Source organism: Pelagimonas varians, from assembly GCF_003208435.1.
GTDB classification, from domain to species: Bacteria; Pseudomonadota; Alphaproteobacteria; order Rhodobacterales; family Rhodobacteraceae; genus Pelagimonas; species Pelagimonas varians.
The window spans coordinates 58,464-82,555 of sequence record NZ_QKMF01000010.1; the positions used below are offsets into that span (position 1 = coordinate 58,464).

At 56.3% G+C, this 24,092-nt stretch carries 19 protein-coding genes; 7 read left to right on the plus strand and 12 right to left on the minus strand.

The genetic code is table 11. The annotated features are described in order from the left end of the window. Window positions 1-85 precede the first annotated feature (85 nt). On the plus strand, window positions 86-1,096 hold the full coding sequence (locus C8N36_RS13965) for a LacI family DNA-binding transcriptional regulator (RefSeq protein WP_097805410.1): 1,011 nt from the start codon (window positions 86-88) through the stop codon (window positions 1,094-1,096). Here the strand turns inward: C8N36_RS13965 and C8N36_RS13970 are convergent. From C8N36_RS13970 to C8N36_RS13980, 3 genes are read right to left on the minus strand one after another with little or no spacing between them, the layout of a single operon-like run. Beyond that, on the minus strand, window positions 1,089-2,222 hold the full coding sequence (locus C8N36_RS13970; RefSeq protein ID WP_097805351.1) for a Gfo/Idh/MocA family protein: 1,134 nt from the start codon (window positions 2,220-2,222) through the stop codon (window positions 1,089-1,091). The two genes, C8N36_RS13965 and C8N36_RS13970, sit on opposite strands and share 8 nt — an antisense overlap. A gap of 12 nt (window positions 2,223-2,234) precedes the next feature. Then, window positions 2,235-3,128: a TIM barrel protein gene (locus C8N36_RS13975; RefSeq protein WP_097805350.1), complete on the minus strand. Its 894-nt coding sequence runs from the start codon at window positions 3,126-3,128 to the stop codon at window positions 2,235-2,237. Window positions 3,129-3,146: 18 nt separating this feature from the next. Further along, window positions 3,147-4,250, minus strand: a complete 1,104-nt coding sequence (locus C8N36_RS13980) for a Gfo/Idh/MocA family protein (RefSeq protein ID WP_097805349.1) — start codon at window positions 4,248-4,250, stop codon at window positions 3,147-3,149. 121 nt (window positions 4,251-4,371) lie between these two features. Here C8N36_RS13980 and iolD point away from each other — a divergent pair, with 121 nt between their 5' ends. From iolD to C8N36_RS14010, 6 genes are all read left to right on the plus strand, one after another. Next, a complete protein-coding gene (iolD, locus tag C8N36_RS13985) occupies window positions 4,372-6,243 on the plus strand; it encodes a 3D-(3,5/4)-trihydroxycyclohexane-1,2-dione acylhydrolase (decyclizing) (RefSeq protein ID WP_097805348.1) in 1,872 nt (623 codons plus the stop codon). Then, window positions 6,243-7,220 carry a 5-dehydro-2-deoxygluconokinase gene (gene iolC, locus C8N36_RS13990; RefSeq protein WP_097805409.1) on the plus strand — a complete coding sequence of 326 codons (978 nt, stop codon included), beginning with the start codon at window positions 6,243-6,245 and terminating at the stop codon, window positions 7,218-7,220. Before iolD ends, iolC begins: the two co-directional genes overlap by 1 nt. Before the next feature lie 10 nt (window positions 7,221-7,230). Beyond that, window positions 7,231-8,073 carry a 5-deoxy-glucuronate isomerase gene (locus C8N36_RS13995; RefSeq protein WP_097805347.1) on the plus strand — a complete coding sequence of 281 codons (843 nt, stop codon included), beginning with the start codon at window positions 7,231-7,233 and terminating at the stop codon, window positions 8,071-8,073. Then, window positions 8,070-8,900 (plus strand): class II fructose-bisphosphate aldolase, encoded by an 831-nt coding sequence (locus C8N36_RS14000; RefSeq protein WP_097805346.1) that lies wholly within the window; start codon window positions 8,070-8,072, stop codon window positions 8,898-8,900. The genes C8N36_RS13995 and C8N36_RS14000 overlap by 4 nt, the downstream gene beginning before the upstream one ends. Before the next feature lies 1 nt (window position 8,901). Beyond that, window positions 8,902-9,888 carry an inositol 2-dehydrogenase gene (gene iolG / locus C8N36_RS14005; RefSeq protein ID WP_097805345.1) on the plus strand — a complete coding sequence of 329 codons (987 nt, stop codon included), beginning with the start codon at window positions 8,902-8,904 and terminating at the stop codon, window positions 9,886-9,888. A 182-nt stretch (window positions 9,889-10,070) separates the two neighbouring features. Then, on the plus strand, window positions 10,071-12,362 hold the full coding sequence (locus tag C8N36_RS14010; protein WP_097805344.1) for an arginine/lysine/ornithine decarboxylase: 2,292 nt from the start codon (window positions 10,071-10,073) through the stop codon (window positions 12,360-12,362). 12 nt (window positions 12,363-12,374) lie between these two features. On the opposite strand, the gene C8N36_RS14015 is transcribed toward C8N36_RS14010, so the two are convergent. From C8N36_RS14015 to C8N36_RS14055, 9 genes are all read right to left on the minus strand, one after another. Beyond that, a complete protein-coding gene (locus tag C8N36_RS14015; RefSeq protein WP_141468110.1) occupies window positions 12,375-14,303 on the minus strand; it encodes a PAS domain-containing protein in 1,929 nt (642 codons plus the stop codon). A 222-nt stretch (window positions 14,304-14,525) separates the two neighbouring features. Beyond that, entirely contained in the window at window positions 14,526-15,758 is a 1,233-nt protein-coding gene (locus C8N36_RS14020; protein ID WP_097805342.1) for an efflux RND transporter periplasmic adaptor subunit, read from the minus strand. Window positions 15,759-15,763: 5 nt separating this feature from the next. Beyond that, window positions 15,764-18,127 carry an ABC transporter permease gene (locus C8N36_RS14025; protein ID WP_245910826.1) on the minus strand — a complete coding sequence of 788 codons (2,364 nt, stop codon included), beginning with the start codon at window positions 18,125-18,127 and terminating at the stop codon, window positions 15,764-15,766. Further along, the gene (locus tag C8N36_RS14030) at window positions 18,124-18,831 is read right to left on the minus strand and encodes an ABC transporter ATP-binding protein (RefSeq protein WP_097805341.1); all 708 of its coding nucleotides are present in this window, start codon (window positions 18,829-18,831) and stop codon (window positions 18,124-18,126) included. Before C8N36_RS14030 ends, C8N36_RS14025 begins: the two co-directional genes overlap by 4 nt. A 169-nt stretch (window positions 18,832-19,000) precedes the next feature. Continuing rightward, window positions 19,001-20,143 carry an iron-containing alcohol dehydrogenase gene (locus C8N36_RS14035; RefSeq protein ID WP_097805340.1) on the minus strand — a complete coding sequence of 381 codons (1,143 nt, stop codon included), beginning with the start codon at window positions 20,141-20,143 and terminating at the stop codon, window positions 19,001-19,003. A gap of 156 nt (window positions 20,144-20,299) precedes the next feature. After that, complete coding sequence (locus C8N36_RS14040) at window positions 20,300-22,021, minus strand: ABC transporter substrate-binding protein (RefSeq protein ID WP_097805339.1); 1,722 nt, start codon at window positions 22,019-22,021, stop codon at window positions 20,300-20,302. Window positions 22,022-22,092: 71 nt separating this feature from the next. Beyond that, on the minus strand, window positions 22,093-22,365 hold the full coding sequence (locus tag C8N36_RS14045) for a DUF2160 domain-containing protein (protein ID WP_097805338.1): 273 nt from the start codon (window positions 22,363-22,365) through the stop codon (window positions 22,093-22,095). Between the two features lie 15 nt (window positions 22,366-22,380). Continuing rightward, entirely contained in the window at window positions 22,381-23,220 is an 840-nt protein-coding gene (locus C8N36_RS14050; RefSeq protein ID WP_097805337.1) for a carbohydrate ABC transporter permease, read from the minus strand. Continuing rightward, window positions 23,220-24,092 carry a carbohydrate ABC transporter permease gene (locus C8N36_RS14055; RefSeq protein WP_097805336.1) on the minus strand — a complete coding sequence of 291 codons (873 nt, stop codon included), beginning with the start codon at window positions 24,090-24,092 and terminating at the stop codon, window positions 23,220-23,222. Before C8N36_RS14055 ends, C8N36_RS14050 begins: the two co-directional genes overlap by 1 nt.

Below are 24,092 nucleotides of genomic sequence, written 5' to 3' on the forward strand. Positions count from 1 at the left end.
AAAAGCTGATGGCATAATTCTGGCTGCGCTTTTGGTCAATTCAGGTTAGACAAACAAAAATATAGTGAAAGAGGGTCAGCCAAAAATGGCCGTGACATTGAAAGAGGTTGCAAAGCGGGCCGGCGTGTCGCGATCAGCGGTATCGCGCACCTTTACCGACGGTGCATCTGTTTCGGACAAGATGCGCCAAAAGGTCGAAAAGGCCGCCCGTGATCTGGGCTACAGCCCAAACGCTTTAGCGTCTTCGCTGACAACGGGGCGCACGAAATTGATCGGCCTTGTGTCGAACAACTTTCATAACCCTATCTTTTTGCAAGTGTTTGATCTGTTCACCCGCGGACTTCAGGATCGCGGACTTCGGCCGTTGCTGGTGAACCTGACCCAAGAAATCGATCCCGAAAGTTCGGTTCGGATGCTGCGGCAATACTCTGTGGACGGCGTGGTCGTTGCTTCCTCGACGCTGCCACCGGGATTCGCCAAGGCGTTTCGGGATGCCGGTGTTCCAGTTGTTCACAGCTTTGGTCGATATGCTGCGGCCCCTCAGGTGCATGTTGTTGGCATTGATAACGTTGAATGCGGGCGCATGGCCGCGCGCACCTTGGTAGAACGCGGGTACAAACAGGTGGCATTTTTGGGCGGACCCGAGGCCGCGACATCAACCCAGGACCGCTACACCGGCTTTATGTCTGAACTGGCAGCGCATCCGAATATCGACGTAACCTATTCTTTTGCAGGAGATTATTCCTTTGACGCCGGACGCCGCGAAATGTTGCGCCTGCTGCAATCCACCCCTGCCGAGGCCTATTTTTGCGGGGATGACGTTTTGTCGATTGGCGCGTTGTCAGCGCTTCGGGAAAGCGGGCTGAAAGTGCCAGAGGACGTTGGCATCATTGGCCTGAACGATATGGAAATGTCGGGGTGGGAAAACATCAACCTGACCACGATTCACCAACCGATCCGGCAGATTATCAAGTCGTCGATCGAATTAATGGTTGCGATGCTGGACGAACCCGATCGCTACCCAGAGGCACGTATTTTCCCCTGTTCGGTGGTGGAACGGGGCACTTTGCGCCCCGCTCCGAAGGTCGTTACTTAAAGATCGACGGGCGCGCATCCATCCACGCACCGTTTTCCTTCGCCGACGCAACCGCTGTGTGCACAGCTGCCATCGACCGCACCCCGTCTGCTGCATTTGGCAAGCCATCACGGATTTCTCCGGAAATGGCATCGGCCAAATCGCAATAGATATTGGCAACCGCCAGCGGGAACCCTTCAGGGTGGGCAATCGACACGCGACTCAGACGCTGCGCATCCTCGTGCAGGCCGCCTTCGCCTTTTTCGATGATCTGGGTGCGACCGCCAACCGGAGTGTAGATCAACTGATTCGGTTGCTCCGAAGCCCAACGAAGGCCGCCGGTTTCGCCAAATACCTGAATGTCGAACCCGTGCTGACGGCCAATCGCCACCGAAGATGTCCAAAGACGTCCGACGGTCCCGCCAGTCATGCGGAAATTGACCATTGCATCATCTTCCAGCTCACGGCTGGGAATGGTCGATGCGAAATCGGCTGACAGGGTCTCGACCTCATCATCCGCGATGAAACCGGCCATGTGCATGGCATGGATACCGCAATCCGCAAACTGACCGGACACGCCCGCCATCGCCGGATCATAGCGCCAGCGCACACGCGGGTTGTCTGCATCGGTGGCATCACCGTGGTGGCCGTGGCTAAAGTTTGTCACCACGAGGCGCACTTTCCCAAGCTCACCTGCGCGGACCATCGCCCGTGCCTGACGCACCATCGGATAGGCCGAATAGCAATAGTTGACGGCGCAAATTTTGCCCGACTTTTCAGCCACACGCACGATCTCTTCGCCTTCTTCGACGGTCATCGTCATCGGCTTTTCGCACAACACGTTAAAACCGGCCTCAAGAAAGGCTTTGGTGATCTCGAAATGAGTCGAATTCGGAGTCGCCACTGTGACAAGATCAATCCGGTCGTCGCGGTTTTTCTCACCCTCCAGCATTTCTTGCCAGTCACCATAAGCACGGTCTGCGGCAATGCCCAAACGCTGGCCGTATTCGCGGCCAACTTCGGCGCGGTGGTCCAATGCGCCCGCAGCGAATTCAAACCGTCCATCGGCCAAAGCGCCCAAGCGGTGGGCCGGGCCGATCTGGCTGCCTTCGCCGCCGCCAATCATACCCCATTTAAGTTTTGTCATGACAGGGTTTCCTTAGATAAAGCCAATAGATTCAAGGTATTCGCGGTTAATGCGCGCATCCCCGACCGGATCGGGATCCAACGTCGGATCGCAATCTTGCTCAACCGTACACCACCCTGTGAAACCCGCATCAATCAATGTCTGGCGGACCTGCGCAAAATCGACGTCGCCGTCACCAAGGTTGCAAAAGATGCCTTGACCGCAGGCGTCATAAAACCCTGTGCGTTTGGCAATAACTTCGGCCTTCACGGTCGGATTGATATCTTTGAAGTGCATGTAGGAAATGCGATCAATGTTGCGCTTCATAAAGGCAACAGGATCAAATCCGGCATAGGAATGGTGTCCGGTGTCGAAACAGATTTTTAGGATCGATTCGTCAACCTCAGACAACAAGCGATCCAGCTCTGGCTCAAAGTCCATAAAGCCGCCCGCATGGGCGTGAATGCCGACTGTCAGGCCATATTCTTCGGTGCCGATTCGGGCCGTTTCGGCGATCCGATCGCGGTACGCCGTCCACTCTGCCTTGTCCATTTGCTCCGCCTCGGGGGCACGGCCGGCGGTGGGCGCGCGGCGCGGAGAAATCGAATCGATCAACACCATGTGCTGGGCACCATGGGCCTTGAGCGCGCGCGCCGTGCGGTGCGTTGCATCTAGCACATCGTCGAACGCGTCGGGGTCATGATAGGGGCGAAACACAACGCCGCCGATCAATTCCAGATCATTTTTGGCCAATTCATCCGCCAAAATCGCGGGATCTTCGGGCATAAAGCCAACCGGCCCCAGCTCGATCCCTTTATAGCCCGCATCTGCGCAGTCTTTTAGGACCGACTGCCAGCTGGGGTTGCGCGGATCTTCCGCAAATTCCACACCCCAAGAACAGGGTGCATTGCCAATTCTAATTGTCATCTCAAGCCTTCCTGACGCTTAAAACGCGTTGATGTCTTGCCATTGCCCAGCCTCAAAAGAGGCATGCGCAGCAGCGATGATGCGATTCACTTCGTGGCCGTCGCGAAAGTTGGGCCAGATGCTGGTGTTTGTCTCGATGGCACGCAAAAAGTCGCGCGCTTCGATGATAATTTGGTCTTGGTAACCGGTGCCGTGACCCGGACCCTGACAAAACGGCTCATAATCGGGGTGGGCCGGACCGGTCAGAATTTTGGTAAAGCCCCTCGTCGCTTCGGGGCCATCCATCTGGTACAGCCAAAGCGCGTTCTGGTCTTCCTGATCGAACCGAATTGCGCCTTTTGTGCCTGTAATTTCATAAGCATAACCCATTTTTCGGCCCGTCGCGACACGGCTAAAGAACATCTGCCCCATCGCGCCGTTTTCAAACCGGCACATCATTTGCGCATGGTCATCATTGGTCACATCCCCGCCCGGACGGGTGGAATGCACTGTTTCGATTTCAGCCATGACTTTTGCAACCGGACCCATCAAGGCAAGGGCCCCGTTGATCATATGTGGGGCCAAATCGCCCATAGTTCCATTGGCCACGCCGCTGGTGCGCCATGTCGCTGGCGCTTGGGGGTCGGCCAGAAAATCTTCGGTATGTTCACCGCGAAACATGGTGATATCGCCAATTGCTCCGTCTGCAATCAGCTGGCGGGCAAACTGGCTGGCGGGCGTACGGATATAGTTGAAACCAACCATGTTTACCGCTCCTGCGGCCTCGGCTGCGGCGGCCATTGCGGCACTGTCTTCGATCGACGCCCCCAACGGTTTTTCGCAAAACACGGGTTTTCCAAGCGCAAACGCCGCTTCGGCAATCGCACGGTGCGTCCCTTGAGGAGAGGCAATCACCAGTGCTTCGACCTTTGGATCTTGAACCAGTTGCTGCCAATCATCGGTCGAACGGGCGAATCCATATGCGGCGCGATACCGCTCTGCGCTGGCTGAGGACGACGCACAGACCATTTCCAGCCGCGGCCGCAGCTTTGTACTGAACACTGCACCAACGGCAGACATGGCAACGGCATGGGCCTTACCCATATATCCACCACCCAAGATTCCGATGCCTATTTCTGTCACGTTTGGCGCTCCGTTTTGAATTACAATTTGCAACCGGTTGCAAAATGAGTATCGTGAGATTCTAAATCTCGCAAGCTGCATTCGGCATTGGTCCGAAAATTCCCAAAGGGTCCGCGCTGACATGACATTAAAATCTGACACCATCCGGCTTACCACAGCCCAAGCAATCATCCGCTGGCTTTCCAACCAGTTCATCGACGTAGACGGGCAAGAAATGCGCCTGTGCGGCGGTGGGTTTGGCATCTTCGGCCACGGCAACGTAACTTGCCTCGGAGAGGCGCTTTATACCGCCCAAGACGCCCTGCCGTTGTATCGCGGCCAGAACGAACAAAGCATGGGATTCGCGGCTGCTGGCTATGCCAAACAATGGCTGCGCCAGCGGTTTATGTTCTGTACGGCCAGCGCCGGACCGGGCACATCGAATCTGTTGACCAGCGCAGCCTTGGCGCACGCAAACCGCCTGCCGATGCTTCTGCTGTGCGGCGACACCTATGTCACCCGCTTGCCTGATCCGGTTTTGCAGCAAATGGAAAACTATGGCGATCCGACATTCGGGGTGAATGACGCCTTCAAGCCCGTTGTGCGCTATTGGGACCGAATCACCCATCCGGCCCAAATCATCCAATCCTTGCCGAACGCTATCGCAACCATGCTTGACCCAGCAGATTGCGGACCGGCGTTTTTGGGGTTGCCGCAGGATGTCCAAGGGTGGACCTACGATTACCCCGCCGTGTTCTTCGAGAAAAAGACCCATCGCATTCGCCGTCAAACTCCGGATGCGGATGAACTGGCGGATGCCGTTGCCTTGCTGAGTTCAGCCAAACGCCCCATGATCATCGCGGGCGGCGGCGTGCAATATTCCCGCGCCGTGCAAGAGCTGACCGATTTCGCCGAAGCTGCGCAAATTCCCGTGGTAGAAACCATCGCGGGCCGCGCAAACATGCGCAATGACCACGCCCTTTACATCGGGCCGGTTGGCGTCACCGGTTCCAATTCCGCAAATGCCATCGCAGAAAAAGCCGATGTGATTGTCGCGGTCGGCACCCGTCTGCAAGATTTCACCACAGGTTCCTGGACTGCCTTTGCCGGGGATGCGAAATTCGTCTCGATCAATGCGGCGCGCCATGATGCGGCGAAACACATGTCCCTGCCGGTTGTTGGCGACGCGAAATTGTCACTTAGCGCCTTGGCAGCGGCCATCGGGGAATACAAAGCCCCCGACGACTGGACAGGGCTTGCACAAGAAGAACGCCGCAAATGGGATGCCTATGTGGCGGAAAACGTCACCCCCGGAAATCGCCCCAATTCCTACGCCCAAGCCATCGGCACAGTGAATGAACTATGCGATACCCGTGACCGTGTTGTCGCTGCGGCTGGCGGCCTGCCCGCCGAAGTCACTGCCAACTGGCGCACGCTGGATATCGGCACCGTCGACGTCGAATTCGGCTTTAGCTGCATGGGATATGAAATCGCTGGCGCTTGGGGTGCGCGGATTGCACAGGCCGAACAAGAGCCAGACCGCGACACCATCACGTTTTGTGGTGATGGATCCTATATGATGTTGAATTCAGACATCTATTCATCGGTCCTGAGCCAGAAAAAGCTGATCGTTATGTTGCTGGATAACGGCGGTTTTGCCGTGATCAACAAGCTACAAAACAATTCCGGCAACGAAAGCTTTAACAACCTGCTCAGCGATTGCCCGACGATCCCCACCGCCTTTGGGGTAGATTTTGTCGCCCATGCCGCATCGATGGGGGCCAACGCCGAAAAGGTCGCCAACCCTGCCGAATTGGCCGAAGCCTTCAAACGCGCCAAAGCCAGCGACAAGACCTATGTCATCGTCATGGATGTCGACCCCTATGAAGGCTGGACCACCGAAGGCCATACATGGTGGGAATGCGGCACCCCCCACATCAGCACCAGCGACCGCGTCACAGCAGCCCATGACGATTGGGAACAGGGCCGTGCAAACCAGCGAAAGGGCGTGTGATGAACCTGATGGATGGCATTGCCAAAAACAACTTTGTGGTCTTTGGACGGGCGGGAATGGACATGTACGCCGATCCCCCCGGCACCAAAGCCGAAGACGCGACCAGCTTTAAATCCGACCTTGGTGGGTCTTCGGCGAACATCTGCGCCGGTCTGTGCAAGCTGGGATCGCAGTCTGCGTTGGTCACGTCAATTTCCGATGATGCGGTTGGCCGGTTTTGCACCAACAAACTGCAGCACTACGGCGTCGACACCCAATATCTGCGCAAACTGGGCGGCGAGTATCGCGTTTCGCTGGCAGTCTACGAAAGCTGCATCGAGGATTTCCAACTGGTGATCTATCGCAACGGTGCCGTTGATTTCCAAGTCACCGACGCAGATGTGGACCGTGTCGATTACAGCGCCTACGGCGCCTTGATCACCGCGGGCACGGTGTTTGCCGCAGAACCGTCGCGCGGATCGACCTTTCGCGCCTTTGAAAACGCACGGGCGGCTGGTATTCCGGTGATCTTTGACGTCGACTATCGCCCCTACAGCTGGCCCTCACCCGAAGTTGCGGCAGAAGTCTTGTCGCGCGCCGGTGACGAAAGCGATCTCATCGTCGGAAATGACGAAGAGTTCGGCTTTATGGCGGGCGGCATCGACAAAGGCATGGACAAAGCCCGCGAACTGGCCGCCAGCGGCAAAATGGTCATCTACAAGATGGGCCACGAAGGGGCCGTGACCTTTTTCAACGGCGAAGAAATCCGAACCGGCATTTACCCCGTCACCGCCGTAAAACCCAATGGGGCCGGAGACAGCTTTATGGCGGGTCTTCTGGCCGGAATCGCCGAAGGCCGCAGCCTGCGCGAGGCCGTTTTGCGCGGCTCTGCCTGTGCCTCAATCGTCGTCAGCCAACCCGGCTGCGCCCCCTCTATGCCAACAACAGCCGAGCTTGATGCCTTCCTAAACACGCATCCCGGCGCAACAGATCATTAAAGGAAACCCTATGCATATCGCACCTCATGACAATCACAACAAACCCATTGTCGATGTCGATCACGACTTGGTTCCTCTTAACTATTTCAACATCGTCAAACTGAAAAAAGGCGAGGTGTTTGAATACGCCGTTCCCGGCTATGAAACCTGCATTGTGCCCGCAACGGGCACTGTGGATGTTGATGTCGATGGCGCAAAATTCGAACGTTTGGGCACACGGACCGTTGACGTTTGGGACGGAGAGCCAGAAGGCGTTTATGTGCCCGTTGGCGCGCATGTGCGCATCACCTGTCTGACCGATGACACCGAAACTTTTATCGCCGGAGCCAAATACGACAAGGTTCTTGAACCCTTTGATGTGCGCGAAGCCGAGCTGGACAAGGTCCAATACGGGTCGGATGACACAAAAACCCACCGCAAAATCAAGCACATCCTTGGCACCAAATATCACGATAAGGTTGGCCGCCTACTGGTCAGCGAATTGTTTACTGTTGGCGAAGGCGGCTGGTCCGGTTTCCCAAGTCACAAGCATGACACCGACCGCATGCCTGCCGAAACCCGCCACGATGAAACCTATAACTTCCGGTTCAAACCGAACTACGGCTCTGGCGTGCAGATGCTTCAGCGTGAAGACAATGAACCCGGTGATGCCTATCACATTATGGATGGGTCAACGGTCATGATCGACAAGGGCTACCACCCCTGCGCTGTGCTGCCCGGTTATCAGATGTACTACTTCACCATTCTGGGAGGTCTCAGCCAGCGCTCGCTGACCCAGTATTTCCAACCAACCCACGAAGCACAGCTGCAAACGATCCCCGGAATCCTCGATATGGTGGCTAAATTTAAATGAGCTTGGCCACACTAAACGACGTCCTGCAACCGGCCTTGAAAAACGGTCATGCTGTGGCCGGATTGGTCACCTTGGGATGGGAAGACATGCGGGCTTTTGTTGCCGCAGCCGAGGCTGAAAACTGTCCGGTGATTTTGCAAGCGGGGCCCAGTTGCCGCGCGCATACGCCCCTGCCTGTCTTGGGCAAGATGTTTCGCCATCTGGCCGAAGACGCAAGCATTCCTGTCGTGGCACATCTGGACCACGGCTATACTGCGGATGAATGCCGCGCAGCGATTGACAGCGGATTTACCTCTGTCATGTTTGACGGCTCGCGCCTTGCGCTGGCCGACAACATCGCCCAAACCCGCGCGATTGTTGACATGGCCCATGCCGCAGGCGTGTCTTGCGAAGGCGAAATCGGTTTTGTCGGCTATTCCGGCGGCGAAAATTCGGCCGGTACAGACCCAGCAGAGGCGGCCCAATTCGCCGCCGAAACCGGCGTTGACGGCATGGCGATTTCCGTTGGCAACGTCCATTTGCAACAAGACAAGCAAGGCGGTCTGGACGAACCCCGCATCAGGGCGATCGAGGCTGTCACCGGCGTGCCTTTGGTGATCCATGGCGGATCGGGTGTGCCTTTGGCGCAGCGCACCGCCCTCGCTCGCGGATCAAATGTGTGCAAATTCAACATTGGCACCGAATTACGCATGGCCTTTGGCGATGCATTGCGGGCGGCGATCAACAGTGATCCCGACCGGTTTGATCGCGTACAGATCTTGCGCGACACCCATGATCCGGTGATGGCGGCAGCCCGCCGGGTTCTGGCTGGATTTAAAGGGGCGTAATATGCTGAAACTCGGAATTTTGGGCTGTGGCCGGATTGGTCAGGTCCATGCTCTGGCCATACGCGGAATGGACACTGCCAAAGTCACGGCAGTTGCTGATGCCTTTGAGGCCCCTGCCCGCGCCCTTGCCGAAAAAACCGGCGCGGCGCAAATGACGGCAGATGCGTTGATCCAAAGCGATGATGTCGATGCAGTCATCATTTGCACCCCGACGGACACGCATTTTGACCTGATCCATATGGCAGCACAGGCGGGCAAAGCCATCTTTTGCGAAAAGCCGGTGGATATGTCTGCCGACCGCATCCGCGAGTGTATCAAAGTGGTCGAAGACGCAGGCGTGCCATTCCTGACTGCATTCAACCGGCGCTTTGACCCCAACTTTGCCAACCTGCAAAGCCGCATACAGGCCGGAGCCATCGGTCCTGTCGAGATCGTCACGATCTTGTCGCGCGATCCCTCTCCGCCCCCGATCAGCTATATCAAGACTTCGGGTGGGTTGTTTCGCGATATGATGATCCACGACCTCGACATGGCGCGGTTTTTGCTGGGCGAAGAGCCGGTCAGCGTCTATGCCGTTGGATCTGCTTTGGTCGATCCCGCCATTGGCGAAGCGGGCGATGTGGACACAGCCGCCGTCACTTTGACCACCGCATCGGGTAAGATTTGCCAGATCTCCAATTCGCGCCGCGCCACCTATGGCTACGATCAGCGGGTCGAAGTGCACGGCGCGGGTGGGCTTTTGCGTGCGGCCAACATGCTGGAGAACACCGTTGAACTGGCCAGCGCCACCGGGTTTAGCACAGCCCCCGCGCAGCCGTTCTTTCTGGAACGGTATGCGGCGGCCTATTCGGCCGAGATGGCGCATTTTGTGGAGGCCGTCACCACCGGCACACCCATTTCGCCAACAATCCATGATGGGTTGCGCGCGCAAATTCTGGCGGATGCAGCGGCAACCTCCCTGAGCACAGGCGCACCCGTCGCTGTTTAAATCAGGGATAGGAACAAAACCAAAGGGGGGGCATTTTTGCCCCCCTTTTTTATGGCTGCGCAAAATCGCCGCGATGCATAGGCAATGGACATCCCCCAAAGGTTTCGCATAGATTTAACAACCCTGTGGCGCATTCCTTTGCCGCTGGCCCTTTCAACTGGTTGTCCTAATTGGAGCTACCCATGAAGTTTCGCTTTCCCATTGTCATAATCGACGAAGATTTCCGGTCAGAAAACACGTCCGGTTTGGGAATTCGCGCTTTGGCGCAGGCTGTAGAAGCCGAAGGTTTTGAAGTGCTTGGCGTGACCGGCTATGGAGATTTGTCGCAATTTGCCCAGCAACAATCGCGGGCCAGCGCCTTTTTACTGTCGATCGATGACGAAGAATTCACCCCCGGCCCCGACCTTGATCCGGCAGTCTTGAACCTGCGCCATTTCATTCAAGAAGTGCGTCGAAAAAACGCCGATGTGCCGATCTACATTTATGGAGAAACCAAAACCAGCCGCCACCTGCCCAATGACATTTTGCGAGAGCTGCACGGCTTTATCCATATGTTCGAGGACACGCCGGAATTTGTCGCCCGCCACATCATCCGCGAGGCGAAATATTACCTCGAAGGCATTCAACCGCCGTTTTTCAAAGCGCTGCTGGACTACGCCGAAGACGGGTCCTATTCATGGCATTGCCCCGGCCATTCCGGCGGCGTCGCTTTTCTCAAAAGTCCCATTGGCCAGATGTACCACCAGTTCTACGGTGAAAACATGCTGCGCGCTGATGTCTGTAATTCCGTCGAAGAATTGGGCCAGCTGCTGGACCATAACGGCGCAATTGGGGCCTCCGAACGCAATGCGGCGCGGATTTTCAATGCAGATCATTGTTTCTTTGTGACCAATGGCACGTCTACTGCGAACAAGATGGTCTGGCACCATACCGTCGCCCCTGGCGATGTGGTTGTGGTGGACCGCAATTGCCACAAGTCGATTTTGCACAGCATCATCATGACCGGTGCTGTTCCGGTGTTTTTGCGCCCGACCCGCAACCACTTTGGCATCATCGGCCCCATTCCAAAGGCCGAATTCACCCCTGCGTCGATCAAGGAAAAGATCGCCGCCAACCCGCTGTTGCAAGGCGTTGATCCTGAAACCGTCAAACCTCGCGTTATGACAGTCACCCAATCGACATATGACGGGGTGCTGTATAACACCGAAACCATCAAAGACAGCCTTGATGGTTACGTCGAGAACCTGCACTTTGACGAAGCCTGGTTGCCGCACGCTGCCTTTCACCCCTTCTACGGCCGCTACCACGCCATGAGCAAAAGCCGCCCGCGACCGAAGCATTCGGTCACCTATGCCACGCAATCCATTCACAAATTACTGGCCGGTATCAGCCAAGCCAGCCATGTTCTCGTGCAAGACAGCCAAGACACCAAATTGGACCGGCATCTGTTTAACGAAGCTTTTTTGATGCACACCTCGACCAGCCCGCAATATAGCATCATCGCAAGCTGCGATGTCGCGGCCGCAATGATGGAACTGCCCGGCGGGCGGGCGCTGGTCGAAGAAAGCATCCTAGAAGCGCTCGATTTCCGCCGCGCCATGCGCAAAGTCGATGAGGAATTTGGCGCGGATGATTGGTGGTTCCAAGTTTGGGGGCCCGAGGAGCTGGAGGAAGAAGGCATCGGAAGCTCCTCCGATTGGATTTTGGGAAAAACCGACGCAGACGGCGCGCTTGTGTCGGACGGTGAAGAATCGTGGCACAGCTTTGGCGACATGGCCCCCGGTTTCAACATGCTGGACCCGATCAAGGCCACGCTGATCACCCCCGGTTTGAACATCGACGGACGCTTTGACGAAACCGGCATTCCGGCCTCGATCGTGACGAAATACCTTGCCGAACACGGGATCGTAGTGGAGAAAACCGGGCAATACAGTTTCTTCATTATGTTCACCATCGGCATCACCAAAGGCCGTTGGAACACCCTGCTGTCCGCTTTGCAGCAGTTCAAAGATGATCATGCAAAAAACCAACCGGTCTGGCGCACCATGCCGGATTTTTGCGCCAAACATCCGCGCTATGAACGCATGGGCCTGCGCGATTTATGCCAACATGTGCATGCGCTCTATGCCAAATATGACGTGGCCATATTGTCGACAGACATCTACCTGAGCGATCACACGCCGGCGATGAAACCCAGCGACGCCTTTGCGCATATTGCCCATCGGACAACCCAGCGCGTACCGATTGACGATCTTGAGGGGCGGATCACCACCAGCCTGATCACGCCGTATCCGCCCGGCATTCCCTTGTTGGTTCCCGGCGAAGTGTTCAATAAAAAGATTGTTGAATATCTGAAGTTCAGCCGCGAATTTTCGCGCAAGTGTCCGGGTTTTGAAACCGACATCCACGGGCTGGTCCTAGAAACATCTGAAGATGGCACCGTCAGCTACTTCGCCGATTGCGTGGCCGAATAACTGCTTGAACTGCTACCCCAACGTCTTGCGAAGCGCGCTCAACAGTGCGCTTCGGTTGACCGGTTTCATCAAGCGCGTGTCTTCGGGCCGCAGACCGTTGCCATGCACCGTCGCCTCGTTTGCGTAGCCCGACATAAAGATCATTGGCAGATCGGGCCGGATTTCACGCAATTCTTTTGACAAAAGCGGCCCCTGCAACCGGCCGGGCATCACGATATCGGTGATCACAAGATCAAAGTCCGGCGCGGCTTCGAATATCTGTTTTGCTTCGTCCCCGGATCTGGCGCAGGTCACGTTAAACCCCCGACGCGTCAACAAAAGATTGAGCACCTTCAACACCTCGGGCTCGTCCTCGACCAGCAAGATCGATTTGGTGGCGGCAATTGTTGGATCGAACTCACCCTCGGGTAACTCGGGGACCTCGGAAATGGTGCCGCCAGAGCTGGCTCGGAAATAGAGCTTGAACGTCGTCCCATGCCCCGCCTCGCTGTAGACTTGGATCGCCCCACCTGATTGCTTCATAAAGCCTTGCACCATCGACAATCCCAGCCCCGTGCCGGTTCCGGGCTCTTTGGTGGTGTAAAATGGTTCAAAAATCTCGGTCTGCGCGCCTTTTGCAATGCCGTGTCCAGTGTCACTGACCGCCAGCATGACATAGCGACCCGGCGGAATATCCTCTTTGCGTTCCGTGACATAGTCTTGGTCGATCCGAATGTTCGCGGTTTCGATGGTCAGGCGACCACCGTTCGGCATCGCATCGCGGGCATTCAAGATCAGGTTGAGCAATGCATTTTCGGTTGATCCGCGATCCGCTTCGATTGGCCAGAGCCCCGTCAACAAAGAGGTTTCGATATCGATGTTTTCAGGCAAGGTGCGCCCAGCCCAATTGCGTGTCTCCTGAACGACTGCATTCAGATCAAGCAAGGTCGGGGCCAGCGTCGCCTGACGGGCAAAGCTGAGCATCTTATGAGTCAAATCGGCACCGCGCAGGGTGGCTTGGATCGCCTGATCGACAAATTTGTTTTGGCTCTCGTTCTCCAATCCTTCTTGCAACAACTCAAGGTTGCCTAGCACAACAGCCAGAAGGTTGTTGAAATCATGCGCAACGCCACCGGCCAACTTACCGATCGTTTCAAGCCGCTGCGACTGCCGCAATTTTTCCTCGCGGGTGACTTCGGCGGTGACGTCTTGCATGGTGCCAAAATAGGCCACAGGATCGCCTGCAAACCCGCTTTCGACCGCTCCGGCGACCTTGATGACCTTCTCTCGGCCTTTGCCGAAGGACAGCGTCATACGGTATTCGAAGGGGCCGCAAGTTTTTAACGCCTCTTCAATGGCGCTCAAGACCATAGGTGCCTCTTCTTCGGCCCACATGGATCTGGCAAATTCCAGTGTCGGAACAAAGGTGGCCGGGTCGCGTTCGTAGATCCGGAACACCCCTTTGGACCAAGTGACTTTTTGGGTCGCGACGTCCACGCTCCAGTTGCCTAGACCTGCGAATTCTTCCGTCCGCTCCATATCCCGTTTCAGCCGCGTAAGATCGTCCATAATATGAACGACGCCAATCATATAGGACGGCGTACCATATTCGCGGATCACCCGGCCTTTGGTGTTAATCCAAACGTAATGCCCCGTTTTATGGCGCATCCGGCACAGTGTTTCATATCGACCGCCCTGTGCAAAATAATGACGCGTCGTGTTTAGAACTTTTTCCAAATCATCCGAATGGATCAGAGTGTTCAAAAACTGCTCACGCGTGCCAAGCTCCAATGCGGAATACCCGGTCAGATTCAAAAGGCTTGGGCTGACTTCAAGCACATCATTTTTGACATCCCACAGCCAAAACCCAATGCCGGATTCCGTTAGCCCATCCGAAAATGCCTCGGGAAAACGGGTTCCGATTTTCTCAGCAAGTGATGCATATTGAGAACCTTGGGTCACTTGGCGCACCTTTGGAAAGGAAAACAGTTGGTTCTAGAACCGGTTTAGGTCAGCATAAATCACCAAATCCTTGTCTGACCACAACAAAGTTTCACAAGACTTACCAGTCCCTTAAGCACGGGAACCCAACTATTGGCGCGATGCTTGCCTAGCGCACGTCCACAGACAGAAAAACACCCACCCAAGACCCCTCGCGGCGGCCCATCCTAACGGCCCGGATCGTTAGTTGATCATACGCTCGGCAACCCGCATTCCGTCCACAAGACCCGACGAAGGATATAGAACCACCCGATCCCCTTCGGACAGCCCGTTTAGGACCTGGGCCTCAATGCCATTGTTCGGGCCTATCTCAACCAAACGCAAGACCGCAGCCCCGTCTGACACAACAAAAACCGCCCAATCGCCCTGACTGCGAAACAGCGCACTGGCAGGTAAGATAAGCGTGTCTTTGGCCTCCCAGATAACAATCTGGGTCTCGACCCGAAATCCGTGACCAAGTCCGGTGTATTCCTCGGCCTGACTGGTAAAGGCAATCACAGTGTTGACACGTTGCTCTTCGACTCCAAGGGCAGAAAAACGAGTTACGCCAAAGGGATCGACACGGACAACGGTGCCTGTCAGATCCGATGGTCCGCCCCAATCCGCAATCCGCACACTATCGCCAACCTTGACCTGAACCGCATCGGTTGAAAGCAAATCAACAACGACCTCAAGATCATCGGTAATATTTCCGATGGTCATGATCGGTGTGCCCGCCGGCAATGAGGTTTCGCTTTCTTGAATGATCGTCAAAATACTACCGTCCGCAGGGGCATAGAGCGGAATGTCATCCGAGCCGTTGCCAATAGCAGCGCCAAGCCCTTTGTCATCAAATCCGATCAGTTGCGCCTGCGCATTGGTAATTTCCGCCTCTCGCATTGCGATTGCGGCCTCGGCGGTGTCCACATTTGCCTGTGTCACGCGGGCCGTTTGCTGCGCCCGATCCAGCACGGCCATACTCACGATTCCGCGCTCGACCAACTGCTCGGTGCGGGCGAGTTCTGTTTGCGCCAAATCACGATTGGCAAGCGCTGCGTTCAGGTCTGCGCGGGCGACACGCAGCGCCGCTTGGGCTGCTGTGACAACAGCAAGGGCCTGTTCCCGGGTTCGCACATCCAAGGCCGCCGGATTGGTCGGGCGCATATGGGCCACCACGGTTTCGCCGCGCTGCACCGGATCACCGGGGTGGACAGTGACGCGCTGCAATTGGCCCGCGACCGGCGTCGACACCACATAGGCATCGCGCACCCGCGTCCGGCCTTCTTCGTCAATGGTCAGCCACATGTCCCCGCGCACCACCGACCCCATGTCAACCATGGTGGGTTTGGGCCAAAACGCCGCCGCCAAAGCAGCCCCCACCAGCACAACCGCAACGGATGTCAGGATCAAACGGGACTGTTTCCTTGCTTTCGCCATTTGGGCTACTCCCTCGTTTTTAGCGCCGAGACCAGCTCAGCCCGGTCGATATCGCGTTTCACCAACCAGCCAGAACCCACAGCTGCCCCGATCACCACCATCGCCGCGAACCCATAGCTTGCCGGATCAAAAATCGCCGGGATCTGATACAGCTCGCTCGAAAATCCGGCGGCAATGCTGAATGAGAGATAGTAGCCGAGCACACCACCAAGCGGCAGAGCAACCAATGTCACAATGGCCAGCTCCCCCAGCAGGACAAAAGCGGTTTCCGCTCTGGTAAATCCTATCACCCGCAGACTGGCCAAATCACGGGACCGCTCTGCATAGGCTATGCGGGCTGCATTATAAACGATCCCGAAAGTGATCACAAAGGCGATGGCCCCCATCACATAGCGAATGGCCCCTGCGCCTGTGTTCATAAGCGTTTGAAAGGCGACCTCGGCTTGGGATTTCAGGCCAACGCCCGCGACGGTCGGCATGTCTTGCAGCTTGGTATAGATCGCGCTGGCGTGGACCTGATCAATCGACAAATAGGCGCCGGACACGCGGTTGGGTTCGCGCAACACACGGTTAAGCGCCGCCAAGTCCATATAGGCCGGTGCGCCCAGCAAGCTTTGCGCCACCGCCGTCACCGGAATTTGCAATACCGGTTGGCGACCTGTTCGAACATCAACGGTCAGCATATCTCCGGGCCGGATCTTCAAGATGTCCGCCAGTGCGGTCGACAAAGCAATTCCGGTCTTTTGTAGCGGGATTTCAGCCAGATCATTGTCCAGCGCGCGGTTCAACCGCGCATCCGGCGCAAGGCCTGTAACCACACCGCGATGACTGTTGCGCCCGTTGCGCAAAATCGCCGGCACGTGGCGCACTGGCTCAACCAAGGTCACACCTTCCATGCGGCGCAGGTTAAAGATCGCGGTCTCGGACACATCTTGATTAAAACTGACCATGACATCGCTGCGATCAATCACGTTAAAGGTCAGGTCAATGGTGCGGTCAAACCCCGCATAGATCGTGATCATCGACACGCAAAGTGCCATGCCGCAGGCAATCCCGATCATAGCCCCCGCCATCCGTCCCGGTTGCCGCGTGATGCGCCGCACCACCATACGCGACGGCTGGTCCAACCAGACGTTCAAAGCCCGCCCCATTTTTCCCGTGCGGCTATAGTCAGCCGGTGCAGGGGCCCGCATAGCCGTGGCGGGCGTCAGCGCAAAGACACTGCGCAGTACCAACATCCCGCCAACCGAGGCAGACAGTATGCTGACGCTGACACCGGTGACAAAGGATGCCGGATCAAGTTGGAACACCAAAAAAGGGAATTTGAAGTAGGCAATATAGATATGGATCAGCGCCCTGCCACCTGCGATCCCCATCAAACATCCGGCCAGCGCGCCGCCGATTGCTATGGCCATTACCAGTTTGAAGTAGTGTCCGCCAACTTCGGTATTGGTATAGCCAAAGGCCTTCATCAACCCGATTTCTTCACGCTCTGACTGAACCATCCGGTTGATCACGATATAAAGAAGAAAAGCCGCCACAGCCAAAAATACCGGCGGCACTCCGGCGGCGGCGGCCTCAAGCCCGCTGATTTCTTCGCTGACAAACCGGTTCGAAGTCTGATCCGCCAAAGGATATGCACCGGTTCCGCCATAGGGGATCAGGATGCGGTCCACCGCCTCCTGGACCGCAGCAGGGTTGGCACCGCGCGTCAAAGACAACAAGGCCTCGTTAAACGCGCCCTCCATGTCATAAGCCGCCGCCAAAGCCGAGCGGCTCATCCAAATCACTCCGAACCGAGCGTCGTCAGGGATCAATTCCCCGGGGGCTGTTGTGTACAAAAACTCGGGACTTTGGGCGAGACCGACAATCCGAAAACCGCGCCGCGCACCGTTCATGGTGGCTTGGATGCGGTCACCGGGGCGCAGCCCGTGGGCCATGGCAAAAGACTGCAACAACAAGATTTCATCGGTGCGGTCACGGTCAATCATCCGGCCATCCGTCAAAAATACCCCGTTTAGACGCGGATTTCGCAAATCCGGCAAGGATACCGCCTGCGCCTGCACTGGCAAATCAATGCCATCCAGATCAATAAGTGCGCCGCCAATGACGCGCGCTTCGACCGAACGCACCCCATCGATTGCCGCCAACCGCCCCGCCAGACGATCAGGCGCGCGGGTCACAGGGGCAAAAACATCGGCCAAACGATACCGCTCGTAATAGGCCGCGCGGGTTTCATTGAGGGATGTCACAAGCCCCGTCATCATCACCAGCATACCGACGCCAACCGCGATCACCATGCCAATGGCCATGGCCTGCCCCTTCATCCGCCACAGGTCGCGCAGCAGTTTATGGTCGAGCGGGCTCACCACTCTATCTCTTCGGGGGTCAGTTTTTTCTCGTTCAACACAACCTTGCGAATACCGCCATCGGCAAAGTGGATCACCCGATCAGCCATCGCGGCCTGACTGGCGGCATGGGTGACGATCAACACCGTTGCCCCCAGCTTTTCGTTCACATCCTTCAGCACGTTCAACACCGACCGTCCCGTCGTGCTGTCCAATGCCCCGGTGGGTTCATCGCAAAACAGCACAGTCGGGTTTTTAGCAACGGCCCGCGCGATAGCAACGCGCTGCTGTTCACCGCCCGACAGTTGCGCCGGAAAATGATCAACCCGCTCACGCAGCCCAACCATTGCCAAGGCTTCATCAGAGTCCATCGGATCACGGGCGATTTCGGTCACCAGTTCCACGTTTTCGCGTGCGGTCAGGCTGGGCATAAGATTATAGAACTGAAACACGAACCCCACGTGATCGCGCCGGTAGCGGGTCAATTCACGGTCACTCATCTCACTCAAGTTTTGATCGTGGAAAAGCGCCGTGCCGTCTGTTGCACGATCCAAGCCGCCGATAATATTCAACAAAGTAGATTTACCGCTGCCCGACGGCCCAAGCAGCACGACGATTTCGCCTTCGGGAATATCCAGATCGACGCCGCGCAGCGCGTGAACAGCAGACCGTCCTTCGCCATAAACTTTGGTCAACCCTTTGGTTGAAAAGGTATTTCGCGTCATACACCCTCGCGATGCGCCTGCTCGTATACACCAAACTTACTGAACAGTTAGGCGGCACATCGCAGAGTTGTCAACATCGTCCCCCTGCGCAGGTTGCGGTGCGGTCAAGGCGGAAAAGCCAGCGGCATGGTCCTGACGCGGGGTGGGTTTGTCGAAAATCAGGGGCGATTTATGCTGCCGCCGCGAGGATCTCCAACAGTTCGGATTGGGACAACAAAAACGGATTCGCCTTCATAGAAGACGCCGTTGACGCGGCCTTGGCGGCCGTTGGAAAATCCGCCTCGGCCAGCCCGATTGCGTGAAGCCCGCGCAGCCCCATCACCTTGGACCAGTCCCGCAGACAGGCAAGACCGCCGCCCTGTTCGCCCTGTCCAAAATATGTATCGATATGCGCCAATACCCAGTTCAAGCGGGCAGCGGTGTCGTCTTGCGCACCGGCGTTTTTCAGGTGGGATTCCAGCACGGCAGGCAACAAGGCACCGCAGATTTCACCATGCGGTGCCTGCGTCATCCCACCGATCACTCCGGCAAATCCATGAACCGCGCCCAAACCGGAATTGGCAAGGGCCAACCCGCCACAGGTACTGACCCAAGCCATACTGTCCCATGCATCAGGCGCGTCGTTTTCAACAAGATCCTTTAGCACGCGCAACCCAACCGGAATTGCCGCCATGCACAGGGCATCCGTCATCGGATTGGCCTTGTTTGACAGGTAAGGCTCAATCACTTGGGTCACCGCATCCAAACCGGCGGCAAGGGTCACCTGCTTGGGCGCGCCTTGCATCAAAGACGGGTCAACAATTGCGATCCTGGGCACCATCCTTGGGTCGCGCAGGCTAACTTTGACCCCATGTTCGGGCACTGAAATCACCGCATTTTTGGTGACTTCCGCGCCGGTGCCTGCCGTGGTTGGCAAAGCGATCATCGGCAAAGGGGCCGCGTCCAGCGGGCGGCCACCGCCAACCCCCTCCAGATAGGTGATCGGCGCGCCGCTAGACGGGATCAACGCGGACAATGCCTTGGCGAAATCCATAACGGATCCCCCGCCGAGGGCCAAAACCACATCCGGCGCGCGCCCCTCAAGGGCCTTCAAAGCGGCTTCAATGTCAGGCAGGCTGGGTTCCGTTCGGCAGGCGATCGTCTGAACGGTCAAACCTTCGGACATGCAAGCATCTACAAGCCACTGCGCCCGACTGGCTTGTGATCCATGCACCAACAGAACGGTGTTTCCAAAATCTGCCGCCAGTTTTGCAGCTTGTTGGCTTTGGCCACGTCCGAAATGGATGGCACCGGGGCTGAAAAAGGAAAACATCTGTTCGAATACTCCCGATGAGGTGGATGAGGGCGCAGCAAGATTAAACACATATTATTTATGCAATCAGCGGCCAATGAAGACACTGGCCGCTGATCTTGGTGTGATGTCAAGTTACGATACCAGAGCCGCCGTAGCGGCCCTGGAAACGCGGGCTTACTGCCAGGACTTGATCAATTCGTCATAGGCGATGGTGACCGGAGTTTCGTCTTCGTTGTCCAGTTTCGCTTTTGGCGAACCGGGCTGAGACAGCCAGTACTCTGGGTCTTGCTCGTCGTTCATGACCGGACCAATGTCGCCTTGAACACCAGCGCGCTCCAAACGGATCAGCACTTTTTCCTGATCTTCACAAAGCGCATCGAGAGCTTCTTGAGGTGTTTTCGCACCGGACATTGCGTCGCCGATATTCTGCCACCACAGCTGCGCCAGCTTTGGATAGTCAGGTACGTTGGTGCCGGTTGGCGACCACTGAACCCGTGCTGGCGAACGGTAGAATTCGATCAAACCGCCCAGTTTAGGCGCACGATCGGTAAAGCTGTCGTGCTGGATTGTGGATTCACGAATGAATGTCAAACCAACATGGCTTTTCTTTACGTCGACAGTTTTGGATGTCACGAACTGCGCATAGAGCCACGCCGCCTGTGCACGGTCCACCGGAGTGGATTCCATCAGCGTCCACGAACCGGCGTCTTGGTAACCGATCTTGGTGCCTTCGGTCCAATATGCGCCGTGCGGCGAAGGTGCCATGCGCCATTTTGGCGTGCCATCTTCGTTCATCACGGGCAGATCAGGCTCTACGGATGCTGCGGTGAACGCAGTGTACCAGAACATCTGCTGTGCAACATTGCCTTGGGCAGGAATTGGGCCTGCTTCAGAGAATGTCATACCAGCCGCGGCAGGCGGGGAGTATTTTTCCAGCCATTCGATCGCCTTGGTGACAGCGTAAACTGCCGCCGGGCCGTTTGTAGCGCCGCCACGGGCGACACAAGAACCAACCGGCTGCGACTTTTCGTTAACGCGGATACCCCATTCGTCAACTGGCAGGCCGTTTGGCTCACCAACGTCTCCGGCTCCAGCCATGGACAGCCACGCATCTGTATAGCGCCAGCCCAATGATGGATCTTTTTTACCGTAGTCCATGTTGCCAAAGACTTCGCCTTCTACGCCCAGACGTGACAGATCACGGCCGGTGAAGAATTCTGCGATATCCTCATAGGCAGTCCAGTTGACCGGAACACCCAGATCATAGCCGTATTTGGCTTTGAAGTCTGTCTTGTTCTGTTCGTCGTTGAACCAATCATAACGGAACCAATAGAGGTTCGCGAACTGCTGGTCTGGCAGCTGATAGACTTTGCCATCTGGACCCGTGGTAAAGGACAGGCCGATGAAGTCTTCGAGATCAAGGTTCGGGTTTGTCACCGCAGCGCCGTCGCCCGACATCCAATCCGTCAGGTTACGTGCTTGCTGATAGCGCCAGTGGGTGCCGATCAGATCAGAGTCGTTGATATAGGCGTCATAGATGTTTTCGCCCGACTGCATTTGTGTTTGCAGTTTTTCAACAACATCACCTTCACCGATCAGGTCGTGGGTGACTTTGATGCCGGTGATGGCCTCAAAGGCCGGAGCCAGAACAGTGGATTCATAGGTGTGTGTGCCGATTGTTTCAGACACAACATTGATCGACATACCTTCGTAAGGCTTGGCCGCATCGACGAAAAACTGAAGCTCGGCTTCCTGATCGGCGCGCGACAGCGTCGACAGATCCCCGATTTCGCTGTCCAGAAATGCCTTGGCGGCATCCATGTCAGCGAACGCAGGCGCGGCAAGCATGCATACAGCAAGCCCGATCGCAGTCGTTCCTTTTAGGTGCAAGTTCATGTGAGTTCCTCCCATTACGTGAACTATTATTAAGGGCAGTTCGGTTCTTGCGCGCCGCATTGCCCCGTCGTTTAAACCCAGCGAAAAACAGCCAGGGCGTAGAAAAAGCAGACCACCAGCGCACCCCATTGCGGAGCGCTGAGAAGGCCTAGCCAAGCCAGATTGATAAAGGCCGAGCCAAGCAGCGTGATGAACAAACGATCACCGCGCGTGGTTTCGATCCCCAAAATGCCGCCGCGCGGTGCCTCGGGGTACTTGATTGCAAGCACCGTAAAGACGATCAGCGTAGCCGCGATAATTCCGAAAAACGCGGCGGTCGGCCAGGTCCATGCCATCCATTCCATGTTTCAAATCCTCTCTTAAACGCGGCCCAGGGCGAAACCCTTGGCGATGTAGTTGCGGACGAAATAGATAACCAAAGCGCCCGGTACGATTGTCAGAACCCCGGCCGCGGCCAAAACCCCCCAGTCGATGCCAGCCGCGCCGACCGTGCGGGTCATTGTGGCCGCAATCGGTTTAGCGTTGACGCTGGTCAATGTCCGGCTGAGCAGCAGTTCGACCCATGAGAACATGAACAAAAAGAACGCGGTTACACCAATACCCGAAGCCACCAGCGGCGTGAAAATACCGATGAAGAAGCGCGGGAAGGAATAGCCGTCGATATAAGCCGTTTCGTCAATTTCCTTGGGCACGCCGCGCATGAACCCTTCTAGGATCCAGACCGCCAAAGGGACGTTGAACAGGCAATGCGCCAAAGCCACCGCAATATGCGTGTCGAACAAACCGACCGAGCTATAGAGCTGAAAGAACGGCAGCGCGAACACCGCAGGCGGGGCCATCCGGTTGGTCAGCAGCCAAAAGAACAGATGCTTGTCGCCCATAAACGAATAGCGGCTAAAGGCATAGGCGGCGGGCAGCGCAACCAACAAAGAGATGACCATATTCATGACCACATAAGCCATCGAGTTCAAATAGCCTGTGTACCATGACGCGTCCGTCAGGATCGTCAGGTAGTTGTCAAAGGTCAGATCACGCGGCCACAGGGTAAAGCTGTTGAGGATCTCCGAGTTTGTTTTCAAACTCATCATCACCAGCCAGTAAATCGGCAGCAGCAAGAACAGCAGGTACAGGCCCATTACAACAGCGCTACCGTTTACTTTTGGCAGGCCGCGGGTGGTCGATTGGGTCAGTTCAGACATCAGTTGCCCTCCCTTTTGTCGAGGTTGGTCATCACGGTGTAGAACACGTATGACACCAGCAAAATCACAAGATAGTACATGATCGAGAAGGCAGCAGCGGGGCCAAGGTCGAACTGTCCTAGCGCCATCTTGACCAGATCAATCGACAAGAACGTCGTCGAATTGCCCGGACCGCCACCCGTCACCACAAAGGGTTCGGTGTAGATCATGAAACTGTCCATAAAGCGCAGCAAGATCGCGATCATCAACACGCCCATGATCTTGGGCAGTTCGATAAAGCGGAAGACTTTCCAGCGGCTGGCCTGATCGATTTTGGCGGCTTGATAGTAGGCGTCAGGAATGGACTGCAAACCGGCATAGGCCAAGAGCGCGACAAGCGATGTCCAGTGCCAGACGTCCATCACAATGACGGTGATCCATGCTGCATAGAAATCCTGAGTGTAGTTATAATCGATCCCCAAGGCGGCCAGAGTGTAGCCCAAAAGGCCAATGTCGACGCGTCCAAAGATCTGCCAAATGGTTCCAACCACATTCCAAGGAATCAACAGCGGCAGCGACATCAACACCAGACACACCGAAGCCCAAAATCCCTTTTTGGGCATGTTCAAGGCGACGAAAATGCCCAGCGGAATTTCAATGGCCAAAATGATGGCCGAGAAGGTGATCTGCCGACCCAGAGCATTCCACATGCGTTCTGATTCAAGCATTTCCTTGAACCATTCCAGACCTGCCCAGAAGAACTTGTTGTTCCCGAAGGTGTCTTGGACCGAATAATTCACAACTGTCATCAAGGGGATAACAGCCGAAAAGGCGACCAGAAAAAGCACCGGCAAGATTAGAAACCATGCCTTTTGATTGACGGTTTTATTCAT